The organism is Pseudomonas sp. T1.Ur (assembly GCF_023516725.1).
Classification (GTDB): Bacteria; Pseudomonadota; Gammaproteobacteria; order Pseudomonadales; family Pseudomonadaceae; genus Aquipseudomonas; species Aquipseudomonas alvandae.
The window spans coordinates 6,302,570-6,321,904 of record NZ_JAMGSN010000001.1; the positions used below are offsets into that span (position 1 = coordinate 6,302,570).

General features: G+C 55.2%; 14 protein-coding genes, 6 tRNA genes and 3 rRNA genes. 17 read left to right on the plus strand and 6 right to left on the minus strand.

From position 1 onward, the window contains the following. Positions 1 to 57: 57 nt before the first annotated feature. The 4 genes from M8Q45_RS27930 to hemJ form a co-directional block, all read right to left on the minus strand. Positions 58 to 846 carry an SDR family NAD(P)-dependent oxidoreductase gene (locus M8Q45_RS27930; RefSeq protein WP_249877232.1) on the minus strand — a complete coding sequence of 263 codons (789 nt, stop codon included), beginning with the start codon at positions 844 to 846 and terminating at the stop codon, positions 58 to 60. Between the two features lie 61 nt (positions 847 to 907). Further along, positions 908 to 1,870: a DUF805 domain-containing protein gene (locus M8Q45_RS27935; RefSeq protein ID WP_249877233.1), complete on the minus strand. Its 963-nt coding sequence runs from the start codon at positions 1,868 to 1,870 to the stop codon at positions 908 to 910. A gap of 44 nt (positions 1,871 to 1,914) precedes the next feature. After that, positions 1,915 to 2,883 carry an NAD(P)H-dependent flavin oxidoreductase gene (locus M8Q45_RS27940; RefSeq protein WP_249877234.1) on the minus strand — a complete coding sequence of 323 codons (969 nt, stop codon included), beginning with the start codon at positions 2,881 to 2,883 and terminating at the stop codon, positions 1,915 to 1,917. A gap of 35 nt (positions 2,884 to 2,918) precedes the next feature. Then, on the minus strand, positions 2,919 to 3,350 hold the full coding sequence (hemJ, locus tag M8Q45_RS27945; RefSeq protein WP_249877235.1) for a protoporphyrinogen oxidase HemJ: 432 nt from the start codon (positions 3,348 to 3,350) through the stop codon (positions 2,919 to 2,921). 133 nt (positions 3,351 to 3,483) lie between these two features. On the opposite strand from hemJ, the gene argC reads away from it, so the two are divergent. Both argC and erpA read left to right on the plus strand, forming a co-directional pair. Then, positions 3,484 to 4,518: an N-acetyl-gamma-glutamyl-phosphate reductase gene (argC, locus tag M8Q45_RS27950; protein ID WP_249877236.1), complete on the plus strand. Its 1,035-nt coding sequence runs from the start codon at positions 3,484 to 3,486 to the stop codon at positions 4,516 to 4,518. Between the two features lie 141 nt (positions 4,519 to 4,659). Next, entirely contained in the window at positions 4,660 to 5,010 is a 351-nt protein-coding gene (gene erpA / locus M8Q45_RS27955) for an iron-sulfur cluster insertion protein ErpA (RefSeq protein ID WP_003177727.1), read from the plus strand. 70 nt (positions 5,011 to 5,080) lie between these two features. Here erpA and M8Q45_RS27960 read toward each other — a convergent pair whose 3' ends face one another. After that, complete coding sequence (locus M8Q45_RS27960) at positions 5,081 to 6,172, minus strand: anhydro-N-acetylmuramic acid kinase (RefSeq protein WP_249877237.1); 1,092 nt, start codon at positions 6,170 to 6,172, stop codon at positions 5,081 to 5,083. Between the two features lie 3 nt (positions 6,173 to 6,175). Continuing rightward, on the minus strand, positions 6,176 to 7,597 hold the full coding sequence (locus M8Q45_RS27965; RefSeq protein ID WP_249877404.1) for a peptidoglycan DD-metalloendopeptidase family protein: 1,422 nt from the start codon (positions 7,595 to 7,597) through the stop codon (positions 6,176 to 6,178). A gap of 212 nt (positions 7,598 to 7,809) precedes the next feature. Here M8Q45_RS27965 and tyrS point away from each other — a divergent pair, with 212 nt between their 5' ends. From tyrS to secE, 15 genes are all read left to right on the plus strand, one after another. Further along, complete coding sequence (gene tyrS / locus M8Q45_RS27970; protein ID WP_249877238.1) at positions 7,810 to 9,009, plus strand: tyrosine--tRNA ligase; 1,200 nt, start codon at positions 7,810 to 7,812, stop codon at positions 9,007 to 9,009. Positions 9,010 to 9,571: 562 nt separating this feature from the next. Next, positions 9,572 to 11,108 (plus strand): 16S ribosomal RNA (locus M8Q45_RS27975). Positions 11,109 to 11,231: 123 nt separating this feature from the next. Continuing rightward, a tRNA-Ile gene (locus M8Q45_RS27980) sits at positions 11,232 to 11,308 on the plus strand. A 10-nt stretch (positions 11,309 to 11,318) separates the two neighbouring features. Further along, a tRNA-Ala gene (locus M8Q45_RS27985) sits at positions 11,319 to 11,394 on the plus strand. Between the two features lie 242 nt (positions 11,395 to 11,636). Beyond that, positions 11,637 to 14,528: ribosomal RNA gene (locus M8Q45_RS27990) — 23S ribosomal RNA — on the plus strand. 149 nt (positions 14,529 to 14,677) lie between these two features. Beyond that, positions 14,678 to 14,793, plus strand: a 5S ribosomal RNA gene (rrf, locus tag M8Q45_RS27995). The 16S, 23S and 5S rRNA genes sit together here with 2 tRNA genes alongside, the layout of an rRNA operon. 133 nt (positions 14,794 to 14,926) lie before the next feature. Then, on the plus strand, positions 14,927 to 15,883 hold the full coding sequence (birA, locus tag M8Q45_RS28000; protein ID WP_249877239.1) for a bifunctional biotin--[acetyl-CoA-carboxylase] ligase/biotin operon repressor BirA: 957 nt from the start codon (positions 14,927 to 14,929) through the stop codon (positions 15,881 to 15,883). Beyond that, positions 15,873 to 16,622: a pantothenate kinase gene (locus tag M8Q45_RS28005; protein WP_249877240.1), complete on the plus strand. Its 750-nt coding sequence runs from the start codon at positions 15,873 to 15,875 to the stop codon at positions 16,620 to 16,622. Before birA ends, M8Q45_RS28005 begins: the two co-directional genes overlap by 11 nt. 7 nt (positions 16,623 to 16,629) lie before the next feature. Then, positions 16,630 to 17,085: a hypothetical protein gene (locus M8Q45_RS28010; RefSeq protein WP_249877241.1), complete on the plus strand. Its 456-nt coding sequence runs from the start codon at positions 16,630 to 16,632 to the stop codon at positions 17,083 to 17,085. Between the two features lie 143 nt (positions 17,086 to 17,228). Continuing rightward, positions 17,229 to 17,313 (plus strand) — tRNA-Tyr (locus M8Q45_RS28015). A 24-nt stretch (positions 17,314 to 17,337) separates the two neighbouring features. Next, positions 17,338 to 17,411 (plus strand) — tRNA-Gly (locus M8Q45_RS28020). A gap of 26 nt (positions 17,412 to 17,437) precedes the next feature. Then, a tRNA-Thr gene (locus tag M8Q45_RS28025) sits at positions 17,438 to 17,513 on the plus strand. Between the two features lie 84 nt (positions 17,514 to 17,597). Then, positions 17,598 to 18,791 carry an elongation factor Tu gene (gene tuf / locus M8Q45_RS28030; RefSeq protein ID WP_003186103.1) on the plus strand — a complete coding sequence of 398 codons (1,194 nt, stop codon included), beginning with the start codon at positions 17,598 to 17,600 and terminating at the stop codon, positions 18,789 to 18,791. Between the two features lie 53 nt (positions 18,792 to 18,844). After that, positions 18,845 to 18,920 (plus strand) — tRNA-Trp (locus tag M8Q45_RS28035). A 45-nt stretch (positions 18,921 to 18,965) separates the two neighbouring features. Continuing rightward, positions 18,966 to 19,334: a preprotein translocase subunit SecE gene (gene secE / locus M8Q45_RS28040; protein ID WP_024776457.1), complete on the plus strand. Its 369-nt coding sequence runs from the start codon at positions 18,966 to 18,968 to the stop codon at positions 19,332 to 19,334. Position 19,335 lies beyond the last annotated feature (1 nt).

The following is a 19,335-nucleotide window of genomic DNA, read 5'->3' on the forward strand; positions in this document are numbered from 1 at the left end:
GAGGTCGAGTGTACTTAAGGCCCGGTTTGCCAGCCCGGGATTTTCAGCTTGAAGAAATCAGCGCGGACAGCAGGCCTTGTTGAGCATGCCGCTGACGGTCCGGACCAGCCAGCGTGGTCCCAATCGCGGCAGCGCGGCGAACCAGCGATTGCGGCGTCCGGGAATGATGATGGCTCGATTCCTGTCCAGCGCCCGAACGGCATAGAGCGCAACCTCTTCGGGGCTCATCAGTTTCTTCTTACCGTTGAGTTTCTGTTCATCCAGTTGTGCCTTCGCGAAAAAGTCCGTGCGCGTCGGCCCGGGGCACAGCACCGAGACGTGGATTGCACATTTTTTCAATTCGACCCGCAGGGCTTCGGAGAAATGCAGCACGTAGGCTTTGCTGGCGTGATACGTACTCATCCAGGGACCGGGTTGGAAGGCCGCAGTCGATGCGACGTTGAGTATCTGGCCGCCGCCATGCAACGCCATGCTGTTGCCTATTGCATGGCAGAGACGTGTGAGGGCCAGGATATTCACTTCGATCAGGTCTTGTTCGGTCATCCAATCCTGGGCCAGGAACGGACCGCTGGTGCCGATGCCGGCGCAGTTGACGAGCAGATCGATCTGGCGCTCGCCTTCCTCCAATTCCAGCAGGAAGCCCGAGAGTCGAAGGGGTTCGCCCAAGTCGCAGGCGCGGAACAGCACCTCTACGCCAAACCGTTGGGTCAATTCTGTTGCAATACTTTCCAGCCGATCACGCTGTCGAGCCACCAATATAAGGTTGCGCCCACGCCGGGCCAATGCTTCGGCCATGGCCAGGCCGATACCACTGGAAGCACCAGTGATCAGAGCGTAACGGGTCATGCAGTTCTCCATCGCCGCGCAGGGCGCCGGTGGACTGAGCTGTCACCGGCGCAAAGCGCGCTTATTGTTCCTCTTCTTCGTAGTCTACAGAAGGTGCGGCTGGCTCGGCTGCTTCGGCGGCCGGTTCTTCGGCCGATTCGTCAATGGATTCGCTGCTTTCATAGCTGCTCAAGGAGCTGCTGCCGTACTCCTCGCCGATGCTGCTGAACGCGCCAGCCAATGCACCGATGAAAATCAGGGCGATCAGGACGACCCACAGCCAGGCAAGGACCTTGACCGCGGTGCTGTTGGGCGGAGGTGGAGGGCCGTAGCGATTCGGGCCACTATTGCCGGGAGCGAATATGAGGACGAATGGGAAGAGGCTGCCCACGAACGGCACCAGGTTGAGCAACCACAGCCATCCGGACCAGCCGAGATCGTGCAGGCGCTGGGCGCTGAACTGGATGCTCACGTAGGCAAAAGCGAGGAAGACGGCTACGGCTACGAGTCCGCCGATGATCATCGCGGTCGTTGAGCTGGCGACGAGCAACCAGGACAGGCTCAACCAGAATGCAATCCCGACCACGGGCATTACCGCCAGTGTCAGAACCATGGTCCAGGCCAGGTATCGCAGGCGCCCGATACGGCCATCGAAACTGAAAGGCTTGAGCGGGCCGTATTCGGCAAGCGTTTCGCCTACCGGGGCGCGGGGAGGCGCGTAGGGCGAAACGGGATCAATGATGGTGTCCGGGTGGCGCCCGCTAGGCTGATGCGGCGATTCCTGCACCTCGCCGAGGTCCAGCTGAAGGGACGGTTCTGCTTCGATTCGTGCATCGATGCCGCTTTTATGCAGCGCTTCCAGGTACTTCTGCGCGTCGCCCTGGGACAGGTTGTTTTTAAGCGACACCTTGCGACCGCTGAACAATCGTTCAATGGCGCTGACATCACTCTTGAACAGCTCCGCGAGGTTCAGCTTGGCGGTGGTGGTATCGACGCCTGGCAACAGGGCTCCGTCGAATACAATGTTGAAGCGGGTTTCGCTCATGCCTGGCATCCTTGTCTTTCAAAGTTGGTTTGTATTTTTTGGGTTCAGCGGGGCCATTGGCCTCCGAGCTGTGCCGCCCGGGCTTGTGCCTGGCGGTATTCTTTATCCAGGCGCGCGATCAATTGATCGACGCTGGGTAAATCATTGATCTCACCAACACCCTGGCCTGCGGACCATACGGTCTTCCAGGCCTTGGCTTCATCATTCAGCGGTTTGAGTTTCGATCCGGAATCTGCCGCGCTCTTGTTCTGCAGGGCAAGCAGGTCGAAGCCGGCATCTTCCAGGCTCTGGCGCATGAAACTGGCTGGCACGCCGGATACTGCGGGAGTATGCACGATGTCTGCGGCCCTGGATGTGAGCAACATCTCTTTATAAGCGTCGGACGCGTGACTTTCTGTCGTGCCAATGAACCGCGTTCCGAAGTAGGCCAGATCCGCGCCGAGCAGTTGCGCCGCCAAAATCTGATGGCCGTGGTTCAAACATCCTGCGAGCAGCAGGGTTTTATCAAAGAACTGCCGAATTTCGGCGACCAAAGCGAAAGGGCTCCAGGTCCCGGCATGCCCTCCAGCGCCGGCCGCGACGGCAATCAAGCCGTCTACACCTGCTTCTGCGGCTTTTTCGGCGTGACGGCGAGTGGTCACGTCGTGAAAAACCAGGCCGCCATACCCATGCACCGCATCCACCAGCTCTTTTACCGCGCCAAGGCTGGTAATGACGATAGGTACTTTGTGCTCGATGCAGATCGCCAGGTCAGCCTGGAGCCGCGGGTTGCTGGCATGAACGATCAGATTGACCGCGTAGGGCGCCGGCTTTTCCATTGTTGCCAGGCCCGCTTCGATTTCTTCCAGCCAAGCCTTGAAACCGCTGCTTTCGCGTTGGTTCAGTGCCGGGAAACTGCCGACAACACCATTGCGACAGCAGGCAAGCACGAGCTGGGGATTGGAAATCAGGAACATTGGCGCGGCAACGACAGGCAGCCGCAGGCGTTCTTCAAGCAAAGCGGGCAACGGCATGGGATGTACCCTCGATCGAATAGTGCTACTGGACTTTAGAACGGCCGGACTACGACCAGAATTACAATAGCCAGCAATATCAGAACTGGCACCTCGTTGAACCAGCGATAAAAGACATGGCTGCGGGTGTTCTCGCCACGGGCGAAGCGTTTTACTTGGGCGCCGCACATGTGGTGATAACCGATCAGCAGAACGACCAGGGTCAATTTGGCGTGCATCCAGCCACCTTGGGTGAAGTAGGCGCCGGCATTGAGGCTGAGCAACCAGATGCCGAATACCAGCGTGGCAATCATCGCCGGGCCCATGATGCCGCGATACAACTTGCGCTCCATTACACAGAAGCGCTCCTTGCTGACGTTATCTCCGCTTTGGGCGTGATAGACAAATAGGCGCGGCAGGTAGAATAAACCGGCGAACCAACAAACCATGCTGACGATGTGAAGTGCCTTGAGCCACAGATAGAGCATTTTTAGTTATTCCCAGATTCACGGTAGCCCGATAGTAGAGGTTAGAGCGGCCACACGTCACCTTGACGGTTGTCGCCACGCCTTGCGGCCCCTATTATCGACGGCTTTCCAGTGGTTCGTTGAGGGCAGGTTTATGGTCAAGGTCGGTATCGTCGGCGGCACGGGTTACACCGGTGTCGAACTGCTGCGTCTGTTGGCGCAGCATCCGCAAGCTGAGGTGGTGGTCATCACCTCCCGATCCGAGGCCGGCCTGGCCGTCGCCGATATGTATCCGAACCTGCGAGGCCATTACGACGGCCTGGCATTCAGCGTTCCGGACATCAAGACCCTGGGCGCCTGCGATGTGGTGTTCTTTGCCACCCCTCATGGCGTTGCACACGCCTTGGCGGGGGAGTTGTTGGCGGCCGGGACCAAGGTTATCGATCTGTCGGCGGACTTCCGCCTGCAGGATTCCGATGAATGGGCCAAGTGGTACGGCCAGCCCCACGGGGCACCGGAGCTTCTGGACGAAGCGGTCTATGGCTTACCGGAGGTCAATCGCGAGAAAATCAGGCAGGCACGATTGATCGCCGTGCCGGGTTGTTATCCGACTGCGACGCAGTTGGGCTTCCTGCCGTTGCTCGAGGCCGGTCTTGCCGACACGTCGCGCCTGATCGCTGACTGCAAATCCGGTGTCAGTGGCGCCGGTCGAGGCGCCAGTGTCGGCTCGCTGTATTCCGAAACGTCGGAAAGCATGAAGGCCTATGCGGTAAAAGGGCATCGCCACTTGCCGGAAATCCGCCAAGGGCTGCGTCGGGCAGCGGGCAAGGACGTCGGCCTGACGTTTGTGCCGCACCTGACGCCTATGATTCGTGGAATCCATTCCACTCTTTACGCAACGGTGGTCGATCGCTCCGTCGATTTGCAGGCGCTGTTCGAGAAACGCTACGCCAACGAACCGTTCGTCGACGTAATGCCGGCCGGTAGCCATCCGGAAACCCGCAGTGTACGTGGTGCGAACGTTTGCCGGATCGCCGTGCATCGTCCGCAGGATGGGGACCTGGTGGTGGTGTTGTCGGTCATCGATAACCTGGTCAAGGGCGCGTCCGGCCAAGCAGTGCAGAACCTGAACATCCTGTTCGGTCTGGATGAGCGCCTGGGATTGTCCCATGCGGGGATGTTGCCTTAACAGCAGTCACAAGCTACAAGCCTGCAGCTTTGAACTTGTAGCTTGCCGCTGCTCCGCAAATAGTTGACCAATTTTGTAGGAGAAGCGGATAATGCCCGCCATCACGCATTATGGCGGCGTAAGCGCCGGGAGATATTCAGCATGAGCGTCGAAACCTTCACCCCCACGGCTTTGCAATTCACCCACGGTGCCGCGCACAAGGTGAAGAGCCTGGTCGATGAAGAGGGCAATGATCGTTTGAAGCTGCGCGTATTCGTAACGGGCGGCGGTTGTTCCGGTTTTCAGTATGGCTTCACTTTCGATGAAGAAGTGGCCGAAGACGACACCATCGTTGAGCGCGAAGGCGTCAGCCTGGTGGTTGATCCGATGAGCTTCCAGTACCTGGCGGGAGCCGAGGTGGACTATCAGGAAGGTCTGGAAGGGTCGCGCTTCGTGATCAAGAATCCTAATGCGACCACTACTTGCGGGTGCGGCTCTTCGTTCTCGATCTAAGCGTTTCAATAAATAAAAAACCGCAGCGCCGTACGGCCCTGCGGTTTTTTATTGTCCGCCTTTTTTGATTTCAGGCCGGATAGATGGCGCCGAGTATGCGCAAGCCACGGGCGCCCGTGACACTTGGGCGATTGCCTGGAATACCTTCAAGGCAACAATGGGCAAGCCAGGCGAAAGCCATGGCTTCAACCCAGTCTGGGTCTACGCCGTATACCGCGGTACTGCTGACCTTGGCATTCGGCAGCAAGTCAGCCAGACGCTTCATGAGCGTCTGGTTGTGCGCGCCACCGCCGCATACCAGCAACTCTTGAGTGTTCGATTGGGCATGTTGCAGTGATTCAATAATCGTCAGGGCAGTCAGCTCAAGCAATGTTGCCTGTACGTCCTCCGGAGCGAAGGCTGGCAGGTGCGACAAATGCTGGTTGAGCCAGGGCAGGTTGAAGACTTCGCGCCCGGTGCTTTTCGGCCCTTTGGTGGCAAAGAAGGGATCGCTGAGCAGCGTCTTGAGCAATGTTGGCTCGACTTTCCCGCTTGCGGCCCATCGGCCATCGCGGTCAAAGTGTTCGCCTCGTTGTTGATGTATCCATGCATCGAGCAGCACATTGCCTGGACCACAGTCGAAACCGGCGACCGGCTTTTCAGGTTCTATCAGGCTGAGATTACTGAAGCCGCCGACATTCAGCACGGCACGATGACCGACTCGCTCGTCGAACAGAGCTTCGTGAAACGCCGGAACCAGCGGCGCGCCTTGCCCGCCAGCGGCGACATCGCGGCTGCGGAAGTCACTGACCACGCTGATACCGGTCAACTCACTCAACAGTGCCGGATTGCCGATTTGCACGGTAAATCCACGGGACGGCTCGTGACGAATGGTCTGGCCGTGGCTGCCAATGGCCGTGATGCCTTGAGGTTTGAGTTTCTGTTCGTTGAGTAGGGCATGAATGCCCTGCGCGGCCAGTTTTACCCAGCTTTGCTGAGCCATGGCGGAACGAGCGATCTCATCGGGCCCGCTGCTGCACAATTCGAGCAGTTCGGTGCGCAGGGTGGCGGGCATGGGAATGTAGTGGGTGGCGATCAATTTGATCGCCGGGGCCAGTTCGACCAGTGCGATATCCAAGCCATCGAGGCTGGTCCCGGACATCACACCGATATAGAGCGCCATTGCTTAGCGCTTGCTCGAAGCCAGCATGGTGGCTTTTTCTTGATCCATGCGAGCCATCAAGGGCTGGCTTTGGGCCAGGAAACGCGCACGCTCGGCTTTGGCGATCGGGTCGGCCATTGGCAGTTTCTGGCCGAGCGGATCGACGTGGACGCCGTTGACCTGGAATTCATAGTGCAAGTGTGGGCCGGTGGACAGGCCAGTGGTGCCGATATATCCAATAACCTGGCCTTGCTTGACGGTGCCACCCGTCTTTACGCCCTTGGCGAAGCCTTGCATGTGGCCATACAACGTACGGTAGGTATTGCCGTGCTGGATGATCACGGTGTTGCCATAACCGCCGCGACGTCCGGCCAGCAAGACCTTGCCGTCGCCGGCCGCCTTGATCGGTGTACCACGGGGGGCGGCGTAATCGACGCCTTTGTGTGCGCGAATCTTGTTCAGAATCGGATGCTTGCGACCGGCGGAGAACTTCGAACTGATGCGGGCGAAATCAACCGGTGTACGGATGAATGCCTTGCGCATGCTGTTGCCATCGGCGGTGTAGTAGCTGCTGTTGCCCTGCTTGTTGGTGTAGCGCACCGCAGTGTAGGTCTTGCCGCGGTTGGTAAAACGCGCGGAAAGAATCGGGCCGTTACCGACGCTCTTCCCGTTGACCACTTTCTGTTCGTAGATGACGTCGAATTCGTCGCCCTGGCGAATATCCTGAGCGAAGTCGATGTCGTAGCCAAACACGCTGGCCATGTCCATGGTCAGGCTGTGGGAGAGCCCCGCGCGCGCTGCCGACTGGGACAATGAGCTGTTTATGACGCCATGAACGTAGGCTGATCGGACGGTGGGCTTTGCCGTGACTCGGTTGAACACATAACCCTTGTCATTCTTGGTCAGGGTGATGCTTTCCAGGTCGCTCAGCTTGGTGTGCAGGTTGGTCAGCTGACCTTCTGGGTTGAGTTCGAACTCCAGTTTCTGACCACGTTGCAGCTGAGTGAATTGCTTGGCTTGCTTGTCGCTGGCCAGGATCTCATGGACCGAGGTGGAGGGCAGGCCAACCTTTTCAAAGAGAGTGGAAAGTGTGTCGCCTTTGGCGACAATCACTTCGCGATGGTCAGGCCCTTTCTTTTCTTCTGCTACTGCGGGCGCTTCTGCGTGGGCGGCGGCCGTGGCAGTGCCTTCCGGGCTATTTTCAATCTGCGCAAATGGAGAAGCGGCCGGCTCGTTTGTGGCTTGAACGGCTTCGGCGGCGTCTTGTTCTTGTGTCAGTTGTTCAGCGGGACTTTCCAGTTCAAGACTCAGAGTCGTCTTTTTGGCTTCAACATCGCTGGAGGGAAACACCAGCAGCGCCAGGCTTAGGAGGGCTGCGATGCCACTGGCGGCAAGCAGGTGGGTCTTCGGGTAAAGCGGCGGCGCTTTAGACGGTTCTGTGGTCATAGGTAATTTTGACTTTTGAAAAAATGAATTGGAAAAGATGAATGACATGATGAAGATGAAATAACTGTATAAAATATAACCAAAACCCCTGCGAAGCAAGCCCGCGAACGCTCTGTTCTGTGGATTGGCGTCCGTGCGCCGGGCAAACCTTGTATTTGGTGTGCGATCTTGTATGGTTGGGGCCCTTTGAATCTGAGCCTTACGGGTCTGTTATGAAGTCGGTTGAAGAGCAGCTAGCGCTGATCAAACGTGGTGCGGAAGAACTGTTGGTCGAGTCCGAGCTGATCGAAAAGCTCAAGCGCGGGCAGCCGCTGCGTATCAAGGCTGGCTTCGATCCGACGGCGCCTGATCTGCACCTGGGTCATACCGTGCTTATTAATAAGCTGCGCCAGTTCCAGGATCTGGGGCACCAGGTCATCTTCCTTATAGGGGACTTCACCGGCATGATCGGTGATCCGAGCGGGAAGAGTGCTACGCGCCCACCCCTGACCCGCGAACAGGTTCTCGATAACGCCGAGACCTACAAGACTCAGGTTTTCAAGATTCTTGATCCGGCCAAGACCGAAGTGGCGTTCAACTCCACCTGGATGGATCAGATGGGGCCCGCGGATTTCATTCGCCTGACGTCTCAGTACACCGTGGCTCGCATGCTCGAGCGCGATGATTTCGACAAGCGCTATACGACCAATCAACCCATTGCCATTCATGAGTTCCTCTATCCGCTTGTACAGGGCTATGACTCGGTTGCGTTGCGTGCCGACGTAGAGCTCGGTGGTACCGACCAGAAGTTCAACCTGTTGATGGGGCGTGAGCTGCAGCGTGGTTATGGTCAGGAGGCGCAGTGCATTCTGACCATGCCATTGCTTGAAGGTCTGGATGGCGTGAAGAAAATGTCCAAATCGCTGGGCAACTACGTGGGTATCCAGGAAGCGCCGGGCGTCATGTACAGCAAGCTGGTTTCCATTCCCGATGTGCTGATGTGGCGTTACTTTGAGCTGTTGAGTTTCCGGTCCATGGATGAGATCAATGCGTTCCGCGCCGATGTAGAGGCGGGCGCCAATCCACGGGACATCAAGATTAAGTTGGCTGAGGAAATCGTTGCTCGTTTCCATGGTGAGGAGGCTGCGGCCAATGCTCATCGTGCGGCGGGTAATCGTATGAAGGACGGTGAGCTGCCGGATGATCTGCCAGAGATCGAGCTGACTGCTGCTGAGAATATGCCGATTGCGGCGGTTCTTAATAAGGCAGGCTTGGTCAAGAATGCGGCAGTGGCGCGAGATCTGTTGGGTTCGGGTGGTGTGCGTATAGATGGTGAGGTTGTAGATCGCACCTATATATATGAGCTGGGGTCCACTCATATATGCCAGGCCGGCAAGAAAGCTTTCGCACGTGTCACGCTGAAATCTGAGTAAAGCTGAAAATAACGGTTGACGGCAGATTCCAGGTGTCTATAATTCGCCCCACTTCCGGCGCAGTCGAAACGGAAAACTCCTTGAGTTTCAATGAGTTAAGTAGGTTTCGATAGGTCGGGCGCTTCAGTTCATCGAAGCGCTGAAGGAGTTGATAGGGCGGTGTTGTTTGGCTCTATCGGCGATTCGATCTTCTCGATCGAAAGCGGTGAAAAAGAGGTGTTGACAGCAGCGAGTAACGCTGTAGAATTCGCCTCCCGCTAACGAGAGATCGAAAGCGCAAGTGGTTGAAGTTGTTAAGGATTTCCAAGCGAAACTTTGAAAACTTCTTAAAATAACCGCTTGACAGATACACGGGGCGCTGTAGAATGCGCGCCTCGGTTGAGACGAAAGGCTCAACCCACCGCTCTTTAACAACTGAATCAAGCAATTCGTGTGGGTGCTTGTGGAGTCAGACTGCTAGTCAACAGATTATCAGCATCACAAGTTACTCCGCGAGAAATCAAAGATGTAACCAACGATTGCTGAGCCAAGTTTAGGGTTTTCTCAAAACCCAAAGATGTTTGAACTGAAGAGTTTGATCATGGCTCAGATTGAACGCTGGCGGCAGGCCTAACACATGCAAGTCGAGCGGTAGAGAGGTGCTTGCACCTCTTGAGAGCGGCGGACGGGTGAGTAATGCCTAGGAATCTGCCTGGTAGTGGGGGATAACGCTCGGAAACGGACGCTAATACCGCATACGTCCTACGGGAGAAAGCAGGGGACCTTCGGGCCTTGCGCTATCAGATGAGCCTAGGTCGGATTAGCTAGTTGGTGAGGTAATGGCTCACCAAGGCGACGATCCGTAACTGGTCTGAGAGGATGATCAGTCACACTGGAACTGAGACACGGTCCAGACTCCTACGGGAGGCAGCAGTGGGGAATATTGGACAATGGGCGAAAGCCTGATCCAGCCATGCCGCGTGTGTGAAGAAGGTCTTCGGATTGTAAAGCACTTTAAGTTGGGAGGAAGGGCATTAACCTAATACGTTAGTGTTTTGACGTTACCGACAGAATAAGCACCGGCTAACTCTGTGCCAGCAGCCGCGGTAATACAGAGGGTGCAAGCGTTAATCGGAATTACTGGGCGTAAAGCGCGCGTAGGTGGTTCGTTAAGTTGGATGTGAAATCCCCGGGCTCAACCTGGGAACTGCATTCAAAACTGTCGAGCTAGAGTATGGTAGAGGGTGGTGGAATTTCCTGTGTAGCGGTGAAATGCGTAGATATAGGAAGGAACACCAGTGGCGAAGGCGACCACCTGGACTGATACTGACACTGAGGTGCGAAAGCGTGGGGAGCAAACAGGATTAGATACCCTGGTAGTCCACGCCGTAAACGATGTCAACTAGCCGTTGGGAGCCTTGAGCTCTTAGTGGCGCAGCTAACGCATTAAGTTGACCGCCTGGGGAGTACGGCCGCAAGGTTAAAACTCAAATGAATTGACGGGGGCCCGCACAAGCGGTGGAGCATGTGGTTTAATTCGAAGCAACGCGAAGAACCTTACCAGGCCTTGACATCCAATGAACTTTCCAGAGATGGATTGGTGCCTTCGGGAACATTGAGACAGGTGCTGCATGGCTGTCGTCAGCTCGTGTCGTGAGATGTTGGGTTAAGTCCCGTAACGAGCGCAACCCTTGTCCTTAGTTACCAGCACGTTATGGTGGGCACTCTAAGGAGACTGCCGGTGACAAACCGGAGGAAGGTGGGGATGACGTCAAGTCATCATGGCCCTTACGGCCTGGGCTACACACGTGCTACAATGGTCGGTACAGAGGGTTGCCAAGCCGCGAGGTGGAGCTAATCCCACAAAACCGATCGTAGTCCGGATCGCAGTCTGCAACTCGACTGCGTGAAGTCGGAATCGCTAGTAATCGCGAATCAGAATGTCGCGGTGAATACGTTCCCGGGCCTTGTACACACCGCCCGTCACACCATGGGAGTGGGTTGCACCAGAAGTAGCTAGTCTAACCTTCGGGGGGACGGTTACCACGGTGTGATTCATGACTGGGGTGAAGTCGTAACAAGGTAGCCGTAGGGGAACCTGCGGCTGGATCACCTCCTTAATCGACGACCGCAGCTGCTCCATGAGCTCCCACACGAATTGCTTGATTCATTGAAGAAGACGATAGAAGCAGCTTTAAGCTCCAAGCTGATAGCTCACAGCTAACAGTTACAAGCTCGAAATTGGGTCTGTAGCTCAGTTGGTTAGAGCGCACCCCTGATAAGGGTGAGGTCGGCAGTTCGAATCTGCCCAGACCCACCAATTTTGTAATGGGGCCATAGCTCAGCTGGGAGAGCGCCTGCCTTGCACGCAGGAGGTCAGCGGTTCGATCCCGCTTGGCTCCACCATAAACTGCTTCTGAAAGCTTAGAAATGAGCATTCCATCAAGGTGATGATGAATGTTGATTTCTAGTCTTTTGATTAGATCGTTCTTTAAAAATTTGGGTATGTGATAGAAAGATAGACTGAACGTTACTTTCACTGGTAACGGATCAGGCTAAGGTAAAATTTGTGAGTTCTCTTAGTTGAGAAATTCGAATTTTCGGCGAATGTCGTCTTCACAGTATAACCAGATTGCTTGGGGTTATATGGTCAAGTGAAGAAGCGCATACGGTGGATGCCTTGGCAGTCAGAGGCGATGAAAGACGTGGTAGCCTGCGAAAAGCTTCGGGGAGTCGGCAAACAGACTTTGATCCGGAGGTGTCTGAATGGGGGAACCCAGCCATCATAAGATGGTTATCTTGTACTGAATACATAGGTGCAAGAGGCGAACCAGGGGAACTGAAACATCTAAGTACCCTGAGGAAAAGAAATCAACCGAGATTCCCTTAGTAGTGGCGAGCGAACGGGGACTAGCCCTTAAGCTTCTTTGATTTTAGCGGAACGCTCTGGAAAGTGCGGCCATAGTGGGTGATAGCCCTGTACGCGAAAGGATCTTAGAAGTGAAATCGAGTAGGACGGAGCACGAGAAACTTTGTCTGAATATGGGGGGACCATCCTCCAAGGCTAAATACTACTGACTGACCGATAGTGAACTAGTACCGTGAGGGAAAGGCGAAAAGAACCCCGGAGAGGGGAGTGAAATAGATCCTGAAACCGTATGCGTACAAGCAGTGGGAGCCCACTTTGTTGGGTGACTGCGTACCTTTTGTATAATGGGTCAGCGACTTATTTTCAGTGGCGAGCTTAACCGAATAGGGGAGGCGTAGCGAAAGCGAGTCTTAATAGGGCGTCTAGTCGCTGGGAATAGACCCGAAACCGGGCGATCTATCCATGGGCAGGTTGAAGGTTAGGTAACACTGACTGGAGGACCGAACCGACTACCGTTGAAAAGTTAGCGGATGACCTGTGGATCGGAGTGAAAGGCTAATCAAGCTCGGAGATAGCTGGTTCTCCTCGAAAGCTATTTAGGTAGCGCCTCATGTATCACTGTAGGGGGTAGAGCACTGTTTCGGCTAGGGGGTCATCCCGACTTACCAAACCGATGCAAACTCCGAATACCTACAAGTGCCGAGCATGGGAGACACACGGCGGGTGCTAACGTCCGTCGTGAAAAGGGAAACAACCCAGACCGTCAGCTAAGGTCCCAAAGTTATGGTTAAGTGGGAAACGATGTGGGAAGGCTTAGACAGCTAGGAGGTTGGCTTAGAAGCAGCCACCCTTTAAAGAAAGCGTAATAGCTCACTAGTCGAGTCGGCCTGCGCGGAAGATGTAACGGGGCTCAAACCATACACCGAAGCTACGGGTATCACGCAAGTGATGCGGTAGAGGAGCGTTCTGTAAGCCTGTGAAGGTGAGTTGAGAAGCTTGCTGGAGGTATCAGAAGTGCGAATGCTGACATGAGTAACGACAATGGGTGTGAAAAACACCCACGCCGAAAGACCAAGGTTTCCTGCGCAACGTTAATCGACGCAGGGTTAGTCGGTCCCTAAGGCGAGGCTGAAAAGCGTAGTCGATGGAAAACAGGTTAATATTCCTGTACTTCTGGTTATTGCGATGGAGGGACGGAGAAGGCTAGGCCAGCTTGGCGTTGGTTGTCCAAGTTTAAGGTGGTAGGCTGGGATCTTAGGTAAATCCGGGATCTCAAGGCCGAGAGCTGATGACGAGTTACCCTTTGGGTGACGAAGTGGTTGATGCCATGCTTCCAAGAAAAGCTTCTAAGCTTCAGGTAACCAGGAACCGTACCCCAAACCGACACAGGTGGTTGGGTAGAGAATACCAAGGCGCTTGAGAGAACTCGGGTGAAGGAACTAGGCAAAATGGCACCGTAACTTCGGGAGAAGGTGCGCCGGTGAGGGTGAAGCACTTGCTGCGTAAGCCCACGCCGGTCGAAGATACCAGGCCGCTGCGACTGTTTATTAAAAACACAGCACTCTGCAAACACGAAAGTGGACGTATAGGGTGTGACGCCTGCCCGGTGCCGGAAGGTTAATTGATGGGGTTAGCTAACGCGAAGCTCTTGATCGAAGCCCCGGTAAACGGCGGCCGTAACTATAACGGTCCTAAGGTAGCGAAATTCCTTGTCGGGTAAGTTCCGACCTGCACGAATGGCGTAACGATGGCGGCGCTGTCTCCACCCGAGACTCAGTGAAATTGAAATCGCTGTGAAGATGCAGTGTATCCGCGGCTAGACGGAAAGACCCCGTGAACCTTTACTATAGCTTTGCACTGGACTTTGAATTTGCTTGTGTAGGATAGGTGGGAGGCTTTGAAGCGTGGACGCCAGTCTGCGTGGAGCCATCCTTGAAATACCACCCTGGCAACTTTGAGGTTCTAACTCAGGTCCGTTATCCGGATCGAGGACAGTGTATGGTGGGTAGTTTGACTGGGGCGGTCTCCTCCTAAAGAGTAACGGAGGAGTACGAAGGTGCGCTCAGACCGGTCGGAAATCGGTCGTAGAGTATAAAGGCAAAAGCGCGCTTGACTGCGAGACAGACACGTCGAGCAGGTACGAAAGTAGGTCTTAGTGATCCGGTGGTTCTGTATGGAAGGGCCATCGCTCAACGGATAAAAGGTACTCCGGGGATAACAGGCTGATACCGCCCAAGAGTTCATATCGACGGCGGTGTTTGGCACCTCGATGTCGGCTCATCACATCCTGGGGCTGAAGCCGGTCCCAAGGGTATGGCTGTTCGCCATTTAAAGTGGTACGCGAGCTGGGTTTAGAACGTCGTGAGACAGTTCGGTCCCTATCTGCCGTGGACGTTTGAGATTTGAGAGGGGCTGCTCCTAGTACGAGAGGACCGGAGTGGACGAACCTCTGGTGTTCCGGTTGTCACGCCAGTGGCATTGCCGGGTAGCTATGTTCGGAAAAGATAACCGCTGAAAGCATCTAAGCGGGAAACTTGCCTCAAGATGAGATCTCACTGGGACCTTGAGTCCCCTGAAGGGCCGTCGAAGACTACGACGTTGATAGGCAGGGTGTGTAAGCGCTGTGAGGCGTTGAGCTAACCTGTACTAATTGCCCGTGAGGCTTGACCATATAACACCCAAGCAATCTGTAGACTCGAAAGAGGCCAGATTGCGGTGTGTGAAGACGAGATGAACCGAAAGTTCGAGTCAAAACCCACAAACTATCGCATACCCATTCGCTGGAACGTGACCGCAAGGCACGCGCTGGCTACCGAATTTCTTGACGACCATAGAGCATTGGAACCACCTGATCCCATCCCGAACTCAGAAGTGAAACGATGCATCGCCGATGGTAGTGTGGGGTTTCCCCATGTGAGAGTAGGTCATCGTCAAGATTAAATTCCGAAACCCCTATCTGCTGATGCAGGTAGGGGTTTTGTTTTGCTCGCAGGAAAGTAGTTTTGTGTTTCTATGCAACCGTCTTGCGCATGGCTATCATGCGGGCCTCATTATCAGGGCGCAGTCCGCATGCTCACGTTGCTAAAACTTCTGAAGGATGGCCGCTTTCATTCGGGGCAGGCCCTGGGTGTTGCACTGGGTATCAGTCGCAGTGCCGTATGGAAGCAGTTGCAGCACTTGGAGGCGGATTTAGGATTGTCTGTTCATAAGGTCCGGGGTAAGGGGTATCAGTTGGCTAAACCCCTGTTGCTTTTGGATGTGGCGGAGATCCGCAAAAAAGGCCTCGGTGAATGGCCGGTTCATTTATTCGATTCTATAGACTCCACCAACGCCGAGGCGCTGCGTCTCATCGAGCGTGGTGGGGCCGCACCTTTCCTGGTCCTGGCTGAGCGACAGGTTGCGGGCCGCGGCCGTCGAGGTCGTAGGTGGGTCAGTCCGTTTGCTGAAAATCTCTATCACAGTCTGGTGTTGCGCATTGAAGGTGGTATGCGGCAGCTCGAAGGGCTGAGCCTGGTCGTCGGGCTGGCGGTCATGCATGTCTTGCGTGATATGGGTATTGCAGGGGTGGGGCTGAAGTGGCCCAACGATCTCCTGGTGGGTGAGAAAAAAATCGCTGGTATCTTGCTCGAATTGGTGGGGGATCCTGCAGACGTTTGCCACGTTGTCCTGGGGGTTGGGATTAACGTGAACATGCAATCGACTGACGAGGTCGACCAGCAATGGACATCCATGTGTCTTGAAGCTGGCAGGAGTTTCGATCGAAATGAGCTGGTGGCACGATTGGGTGCGAATCTGCAGCGATATCTGGAGCTTCATCGTGCGTCAGGGTTTGCTGCGATTCAGTCGGAGTGGGAGCAGTATCATCTTTGGCAGGGGCGGGCTGTATCTCTGATTGCCGGTATTAATAAGATCGACGGTATTGTGCTAGGCATTGATCATCAGGGTGCGTTGCGTTTGAAGGTAGATGGCGTGGAAAAGAACTTTAGCGGCGGTGAGCTCAGTTTGAGGTTGCGTGATGATTCTTGAGCTCGACTGCGGCAACAGCTTCATCAAATGGCGCGTTCTTCGTCCTGACGGGGTGACGCCAGTCGAGGGTGGCGTGATCAGCTCCGATAGCGAGCTGCTGGCGAGCCTGAGTAATGCCGAAAAGTTCCAGCTCAAGAAATGTCGTCTTGTTAGTGTGAGGACCCAGGCGGAGACGGATTCGTTGGTCGCTTCGCTGGTTGAGTCGTTCGGGGTGTCGGTAGTTCGCGCGGTGCCCGCCCGGGAAATGGCGGGTGTGCGGAATGGCTACGAAGATTACGAGCGATTGGGGCTCGATCGATGGCTGGCCTTGCTTGGTGGGTTCCATCTCGCTTCGGGGGCATGCCTGGTCCTTGATTTTGGTACCGCTGTTACGGCTGACTTCGTGGCTGCGGATGGCGGGCATCTCGGAGGGTTCATTTGTCCAGGTATGCCTTTGATGCGTAATCAATTGCGCACCCACACGCGTAAAATCCGCTATGACGATATAGCAGCCGAGCGGGCCCATGAGAGTCTCGCTCCAGGTCGCGCGACTGTCGAGGCGGTGGAGCGCGGTTGCATGTTGATGCTCAGAGGGTTTGTGCTGACGCAGCTTGAGTTGGCGCGGCAATATTGGGGAAAGGATTTCGTGGTGTTTCTCACGGGGGGGGATGCCAATCTGGTATCCGGGGTTGTTCCCGATGCCAAGGTGGTTCCAGATCTCGTTTTTGTCGGTTTGGCGATGGCTTGTCCTTTGTCTTGAGGTTTCTATGCGGTGGCTGTTTCTGCTGTTGCTGGTTTTAAATGTCTTCTATTACGTCTGGCACCAGCAGGAAGCCCCGCTTCGCGCCAAGGATGTCACGCCGTTGAGTTTGTATCGCGGTTCGCAACAGGATATTCATCTCTTGAGCGAAACTGCTGATGCGCTTGTCAGGCGTGATCCGGGCAGGCCAGGTGAGCCCCCCAAAAACTGTGTCTACTTGGGTGGCTTTGGCCGCCCGGAACTGGCCAGGCAGCTGGAGCAGCGTCTGGCTGCCTCAGGCATTGCGGGTCGTTCCGTGGCGCCGAGCTCGCCGAATGTTCCTGAGGGGGGTGGCTTCTGGGTACAGGTTCCCCAGGAAGGCGCGGGAAAGGTAAATGAAACGCTGCTTCAAAACCTTTCTAAAGAATTCAATGAGTTAAAACATAAAATAATGCCATGCGAAGGGGTTGCACCCGCAGGGTAGTTTGCATAGAATGGCGCCCGCTTCGCAGCGAAGACCTTTAAGGGTAAGCGATACGAAGCGACGTCAACGCAGCTAACCTCAGGTTTTTTAATGAGAAAATGCTTGACAGAAGGCTGGCATGATATAGAATGCCGGCTCGCTTAGGAGGGGTTCCCGAGCGGCCAAAGGGATCAGACTGTAAATCTGACGTCTACGACTTCGAAGGTTCGAATCCTTCCCCCTCCACCAGTTTTAGCGTGAGCTGCAAGCTCCGCGGGTATAGTTTAGTGGTAGAACCTCAGCCTTCCAAGCTGATGATGCGGGTTCGATTCCCGCTACCCGCTCCAAGTTTGCAGGTTGTGCAATGTGTTTCGCTCTTGTAGCTCAGTTGGTAGAGCACACCCTTGGTAAGGGTGAGGTCAGCGGTTCAAATCCGCTCAAGAGCTCCATATGACAAGGCAGATATGAAAATATCTGCCTTTGTTTTAATGGCTTGTGTGACTCGCTAAATTCTTCTCCTAGGGGTGATTTCGATGGCTAAGGAAAAGTTCGAACGTAATAAGCCGCACGTCAACGTTGGTACCATTGGTCACGTCGATCACGGTAAAACCACGCTGACCGCTGCTCTGACCCGTGTCTGCTCCGAAGTTTTCGGTTCGGCCAAGGTTGACTTCGACAAGATCGACAGCGCCCCGGAAGAAAAAGCTCGCGGTATCACCATCAACACCGCTCACGTTGAATACGATTCGGCCGTGCGTCACTACGCACACGTTGACTGCCCAGGTCACGCCGACTACGTAAAAAACATGATCACCGGTGCTGCCCAGATGGACGGCGCGATCCTGGTTTGCTCGGCCGCCGATGGTCCGATGCCACAAACCCGTGAGCACATCCTGCTGTCCCGTCAGGTAGGCGTTCCGTACATCGTTGTCTTCCTGAACAAGGCTGACATGGTTGACGACGCTGAGCTGCTGGAACTGGTTGAGATGGAAGTGCGCGACCTGCTGAGCACTTACGACTTCCCAGGTGATGACACTCCAATCATCATCGGTTCGGCTCTGATGGCTCTGAACGGCCAAGACGACAACGAAATGGGCACCACTGCTGTCAAGAAGCTGGTGGAAACTCTGGACAGCTACATCCCAGAGCCAGAGCGTGCTATCGACAAGCCGTTCCTGATGCCAATCGAAGACGTATTCTCGATCTCCGGTCGCGGTACTGTTGTGACTGGTCGTGTTGAGCGTGGCATCGTCCGTATCCAGGAAGAAGTTGAGATCGTCGGTCTGCGCGACACTCAGAAAACTACCTGCACCGGCGTTGAAATGTTCCGCAAGCTGCTCGACGAAGGTCGTGCTGGCGAGAACTGCGGCGTGCTGCTGCGCGGTACCAAGCGTGACGACGTTGAGCGTGGCCAGGTTCTGGTCAAGCCAGGCACCGTCAAGCCGCACACCAAGTTCACCGCAGAAGTCTACGTTCTGAGCAAGGAAGAAGGCGGTCGTCACACTCCGTTCTTCAAAGGCTACCGTCCACAGTTCTACTTCCGTACAACTGACGTGACTGGTAACTGCGAGCTGCCAGAAGGCGTTGAAATGGTAATGCCAGGTGACAACATTCAGATGACTGTTACCCTGATCAAAACCATTGCGATGGAAGACGGCCTGCGTTTCGCTATCCGTGAAGGCGGTCGTACCGTCGGCGCCGGCGTCGTAGCCAAAGTCATCGAGTAAATAGTTGTAATGTCTTTTTCGGGCCGGCATAATGGTCGGCCTGATTTTGTTTTAGGTCAGTAGCTCAATTGGCAGAGCGACGGTCTCCAAAACCGTAGGTTGGGGGTTCGATTCCCTCCTGACCTGCCAGATTCACTCGGTGTGTCTGGCTTTCTTTTCACAGGATCTTCATAGATGACTCCTAAAGCTGAAGCTCAAGGCTCTCGCTTCGATCTGCTCAAGTGGCTAGTGGTAGTCGCTTTGGTGGTTGTTGGCGTTGTTGGCAATCAGTATTTTTCTGCTTCGCCGATCCTGTACCGCGTACTTGCATTGCTTGCCATTGCTGCTGTAGCTGCCTTTGTAGGCCTGCAGACGGCCAAGGGCAAGTCTTTCTTTGTACTCGCTAAGGAAGCTCGCACCGAGATTCGTAAAGTCGTATGGCCGACTCGCCAAGAAACCACGCAGACCACGTTGATCGTTGTGGCTGTTGTTCTGGTAATGGCGTTGCTGTTGTGGGGGCTCGACTCCCTGCTCGGCTGGCTTGTTTCCTTGATTGTTGGCTAAG

Bases quoted from the DNA above. Each gene is read 5' to 3' on its own strand.
- M8Q45_RS28005 (WP_249877240.1), top strand. From the start codon at position 15,873: ATGATTCTTGAGCTCGACTGCGGCAACAGCTTCATCAAATGGCGCGTT.
- tyrS (WP_249877238.1), top strand. From the start codon at position 7,810: ATGAAGTCGGTTGAAGAGCAGCTAGCGCTGATCAAACGTGGTGCGGAA.
- hemJ (WP_249877235.1), bottom strand. From the start codon at position 3,350: ATGCTCTATCTGTGGCTCAAGGCACTTCACATCGTCAGCATGGTTTGT.
- M8Q45_RS28010 (WP_249877241.1), top strand. From the start codon at position 16,630: ATGCGGTGGCTGTTTCTGCTGTTGCTGGTTTTAAATGTCTTCTATTAC.
- M8Q45_RS27965 (WP_249877404.1), bottom strand. From the start codon at position 7,597: ATGACCACAGAACCGTCTAAAGCGCCGCCGCTTTACCCGAAGACCCAC.
- M8Q45_RS27940 (WP_249877234.1), bottom strand. From the start codon at position 2,883: ATGCCGTTGCCCGCTTTGCTTGAAGAACGCCTGCGGCTGCCTGTCGTT.
- birA (WP_249877239.1), top strand. From the start codon at position 14,927: ATGCTCACGTTGCTAAAACTTCTGAAGGATGGCCGCTTTCATTCGGGG.
- secE (WP_024776457.1), top strand. From the start codon at position 18,966: ATGACTCCTAAAGCTGAAGCTCAAGGCTCTCGCTTCGATCTGCTCAAG.
- M8Q45_RS27935 (WP_249877233.1), bottom strand. From the start codon at position 1,870: ATGAGCGAAACCCGCTTCAACATTGTATTCGACGGAGCCCTGTTGCCA.
- erpA (WP_003177727.1), top strand. From the start codon at position 4,660: ATGAGCGTCGAAACCTTCACCCCCACGGCTTTGCAATTCACCCACGGT.
- tuf (WP_003186103.1), top strand. From the start codon at position 17,598: ATGGCTAAGGAAAAGTTCGAACGTAATAAGCCGCACGTCAACGTTGGT.
- argC (WP_249877236.1), top strand. From the start codon at position 3,484: ATGGTCAAGGTCGGTATCGTCGGCGGCACGGGTTACACCGGTGTCGAA.
- M8Q45_RS27930 (WP_249877232.1), bottom strand. From the start codon at position 846: ATGACCCGTTACGCTCTGATCACTGGTGCTTCCAGTGGTATCGGCCTG.
- M8Q45_RS27960 (WP_249877237.1), bottom strand. From the start codon at position 6,172: ATGGCGCTCTATATCGGTGTGATGTCCGGGACCAGCCTCGATGGCTTG.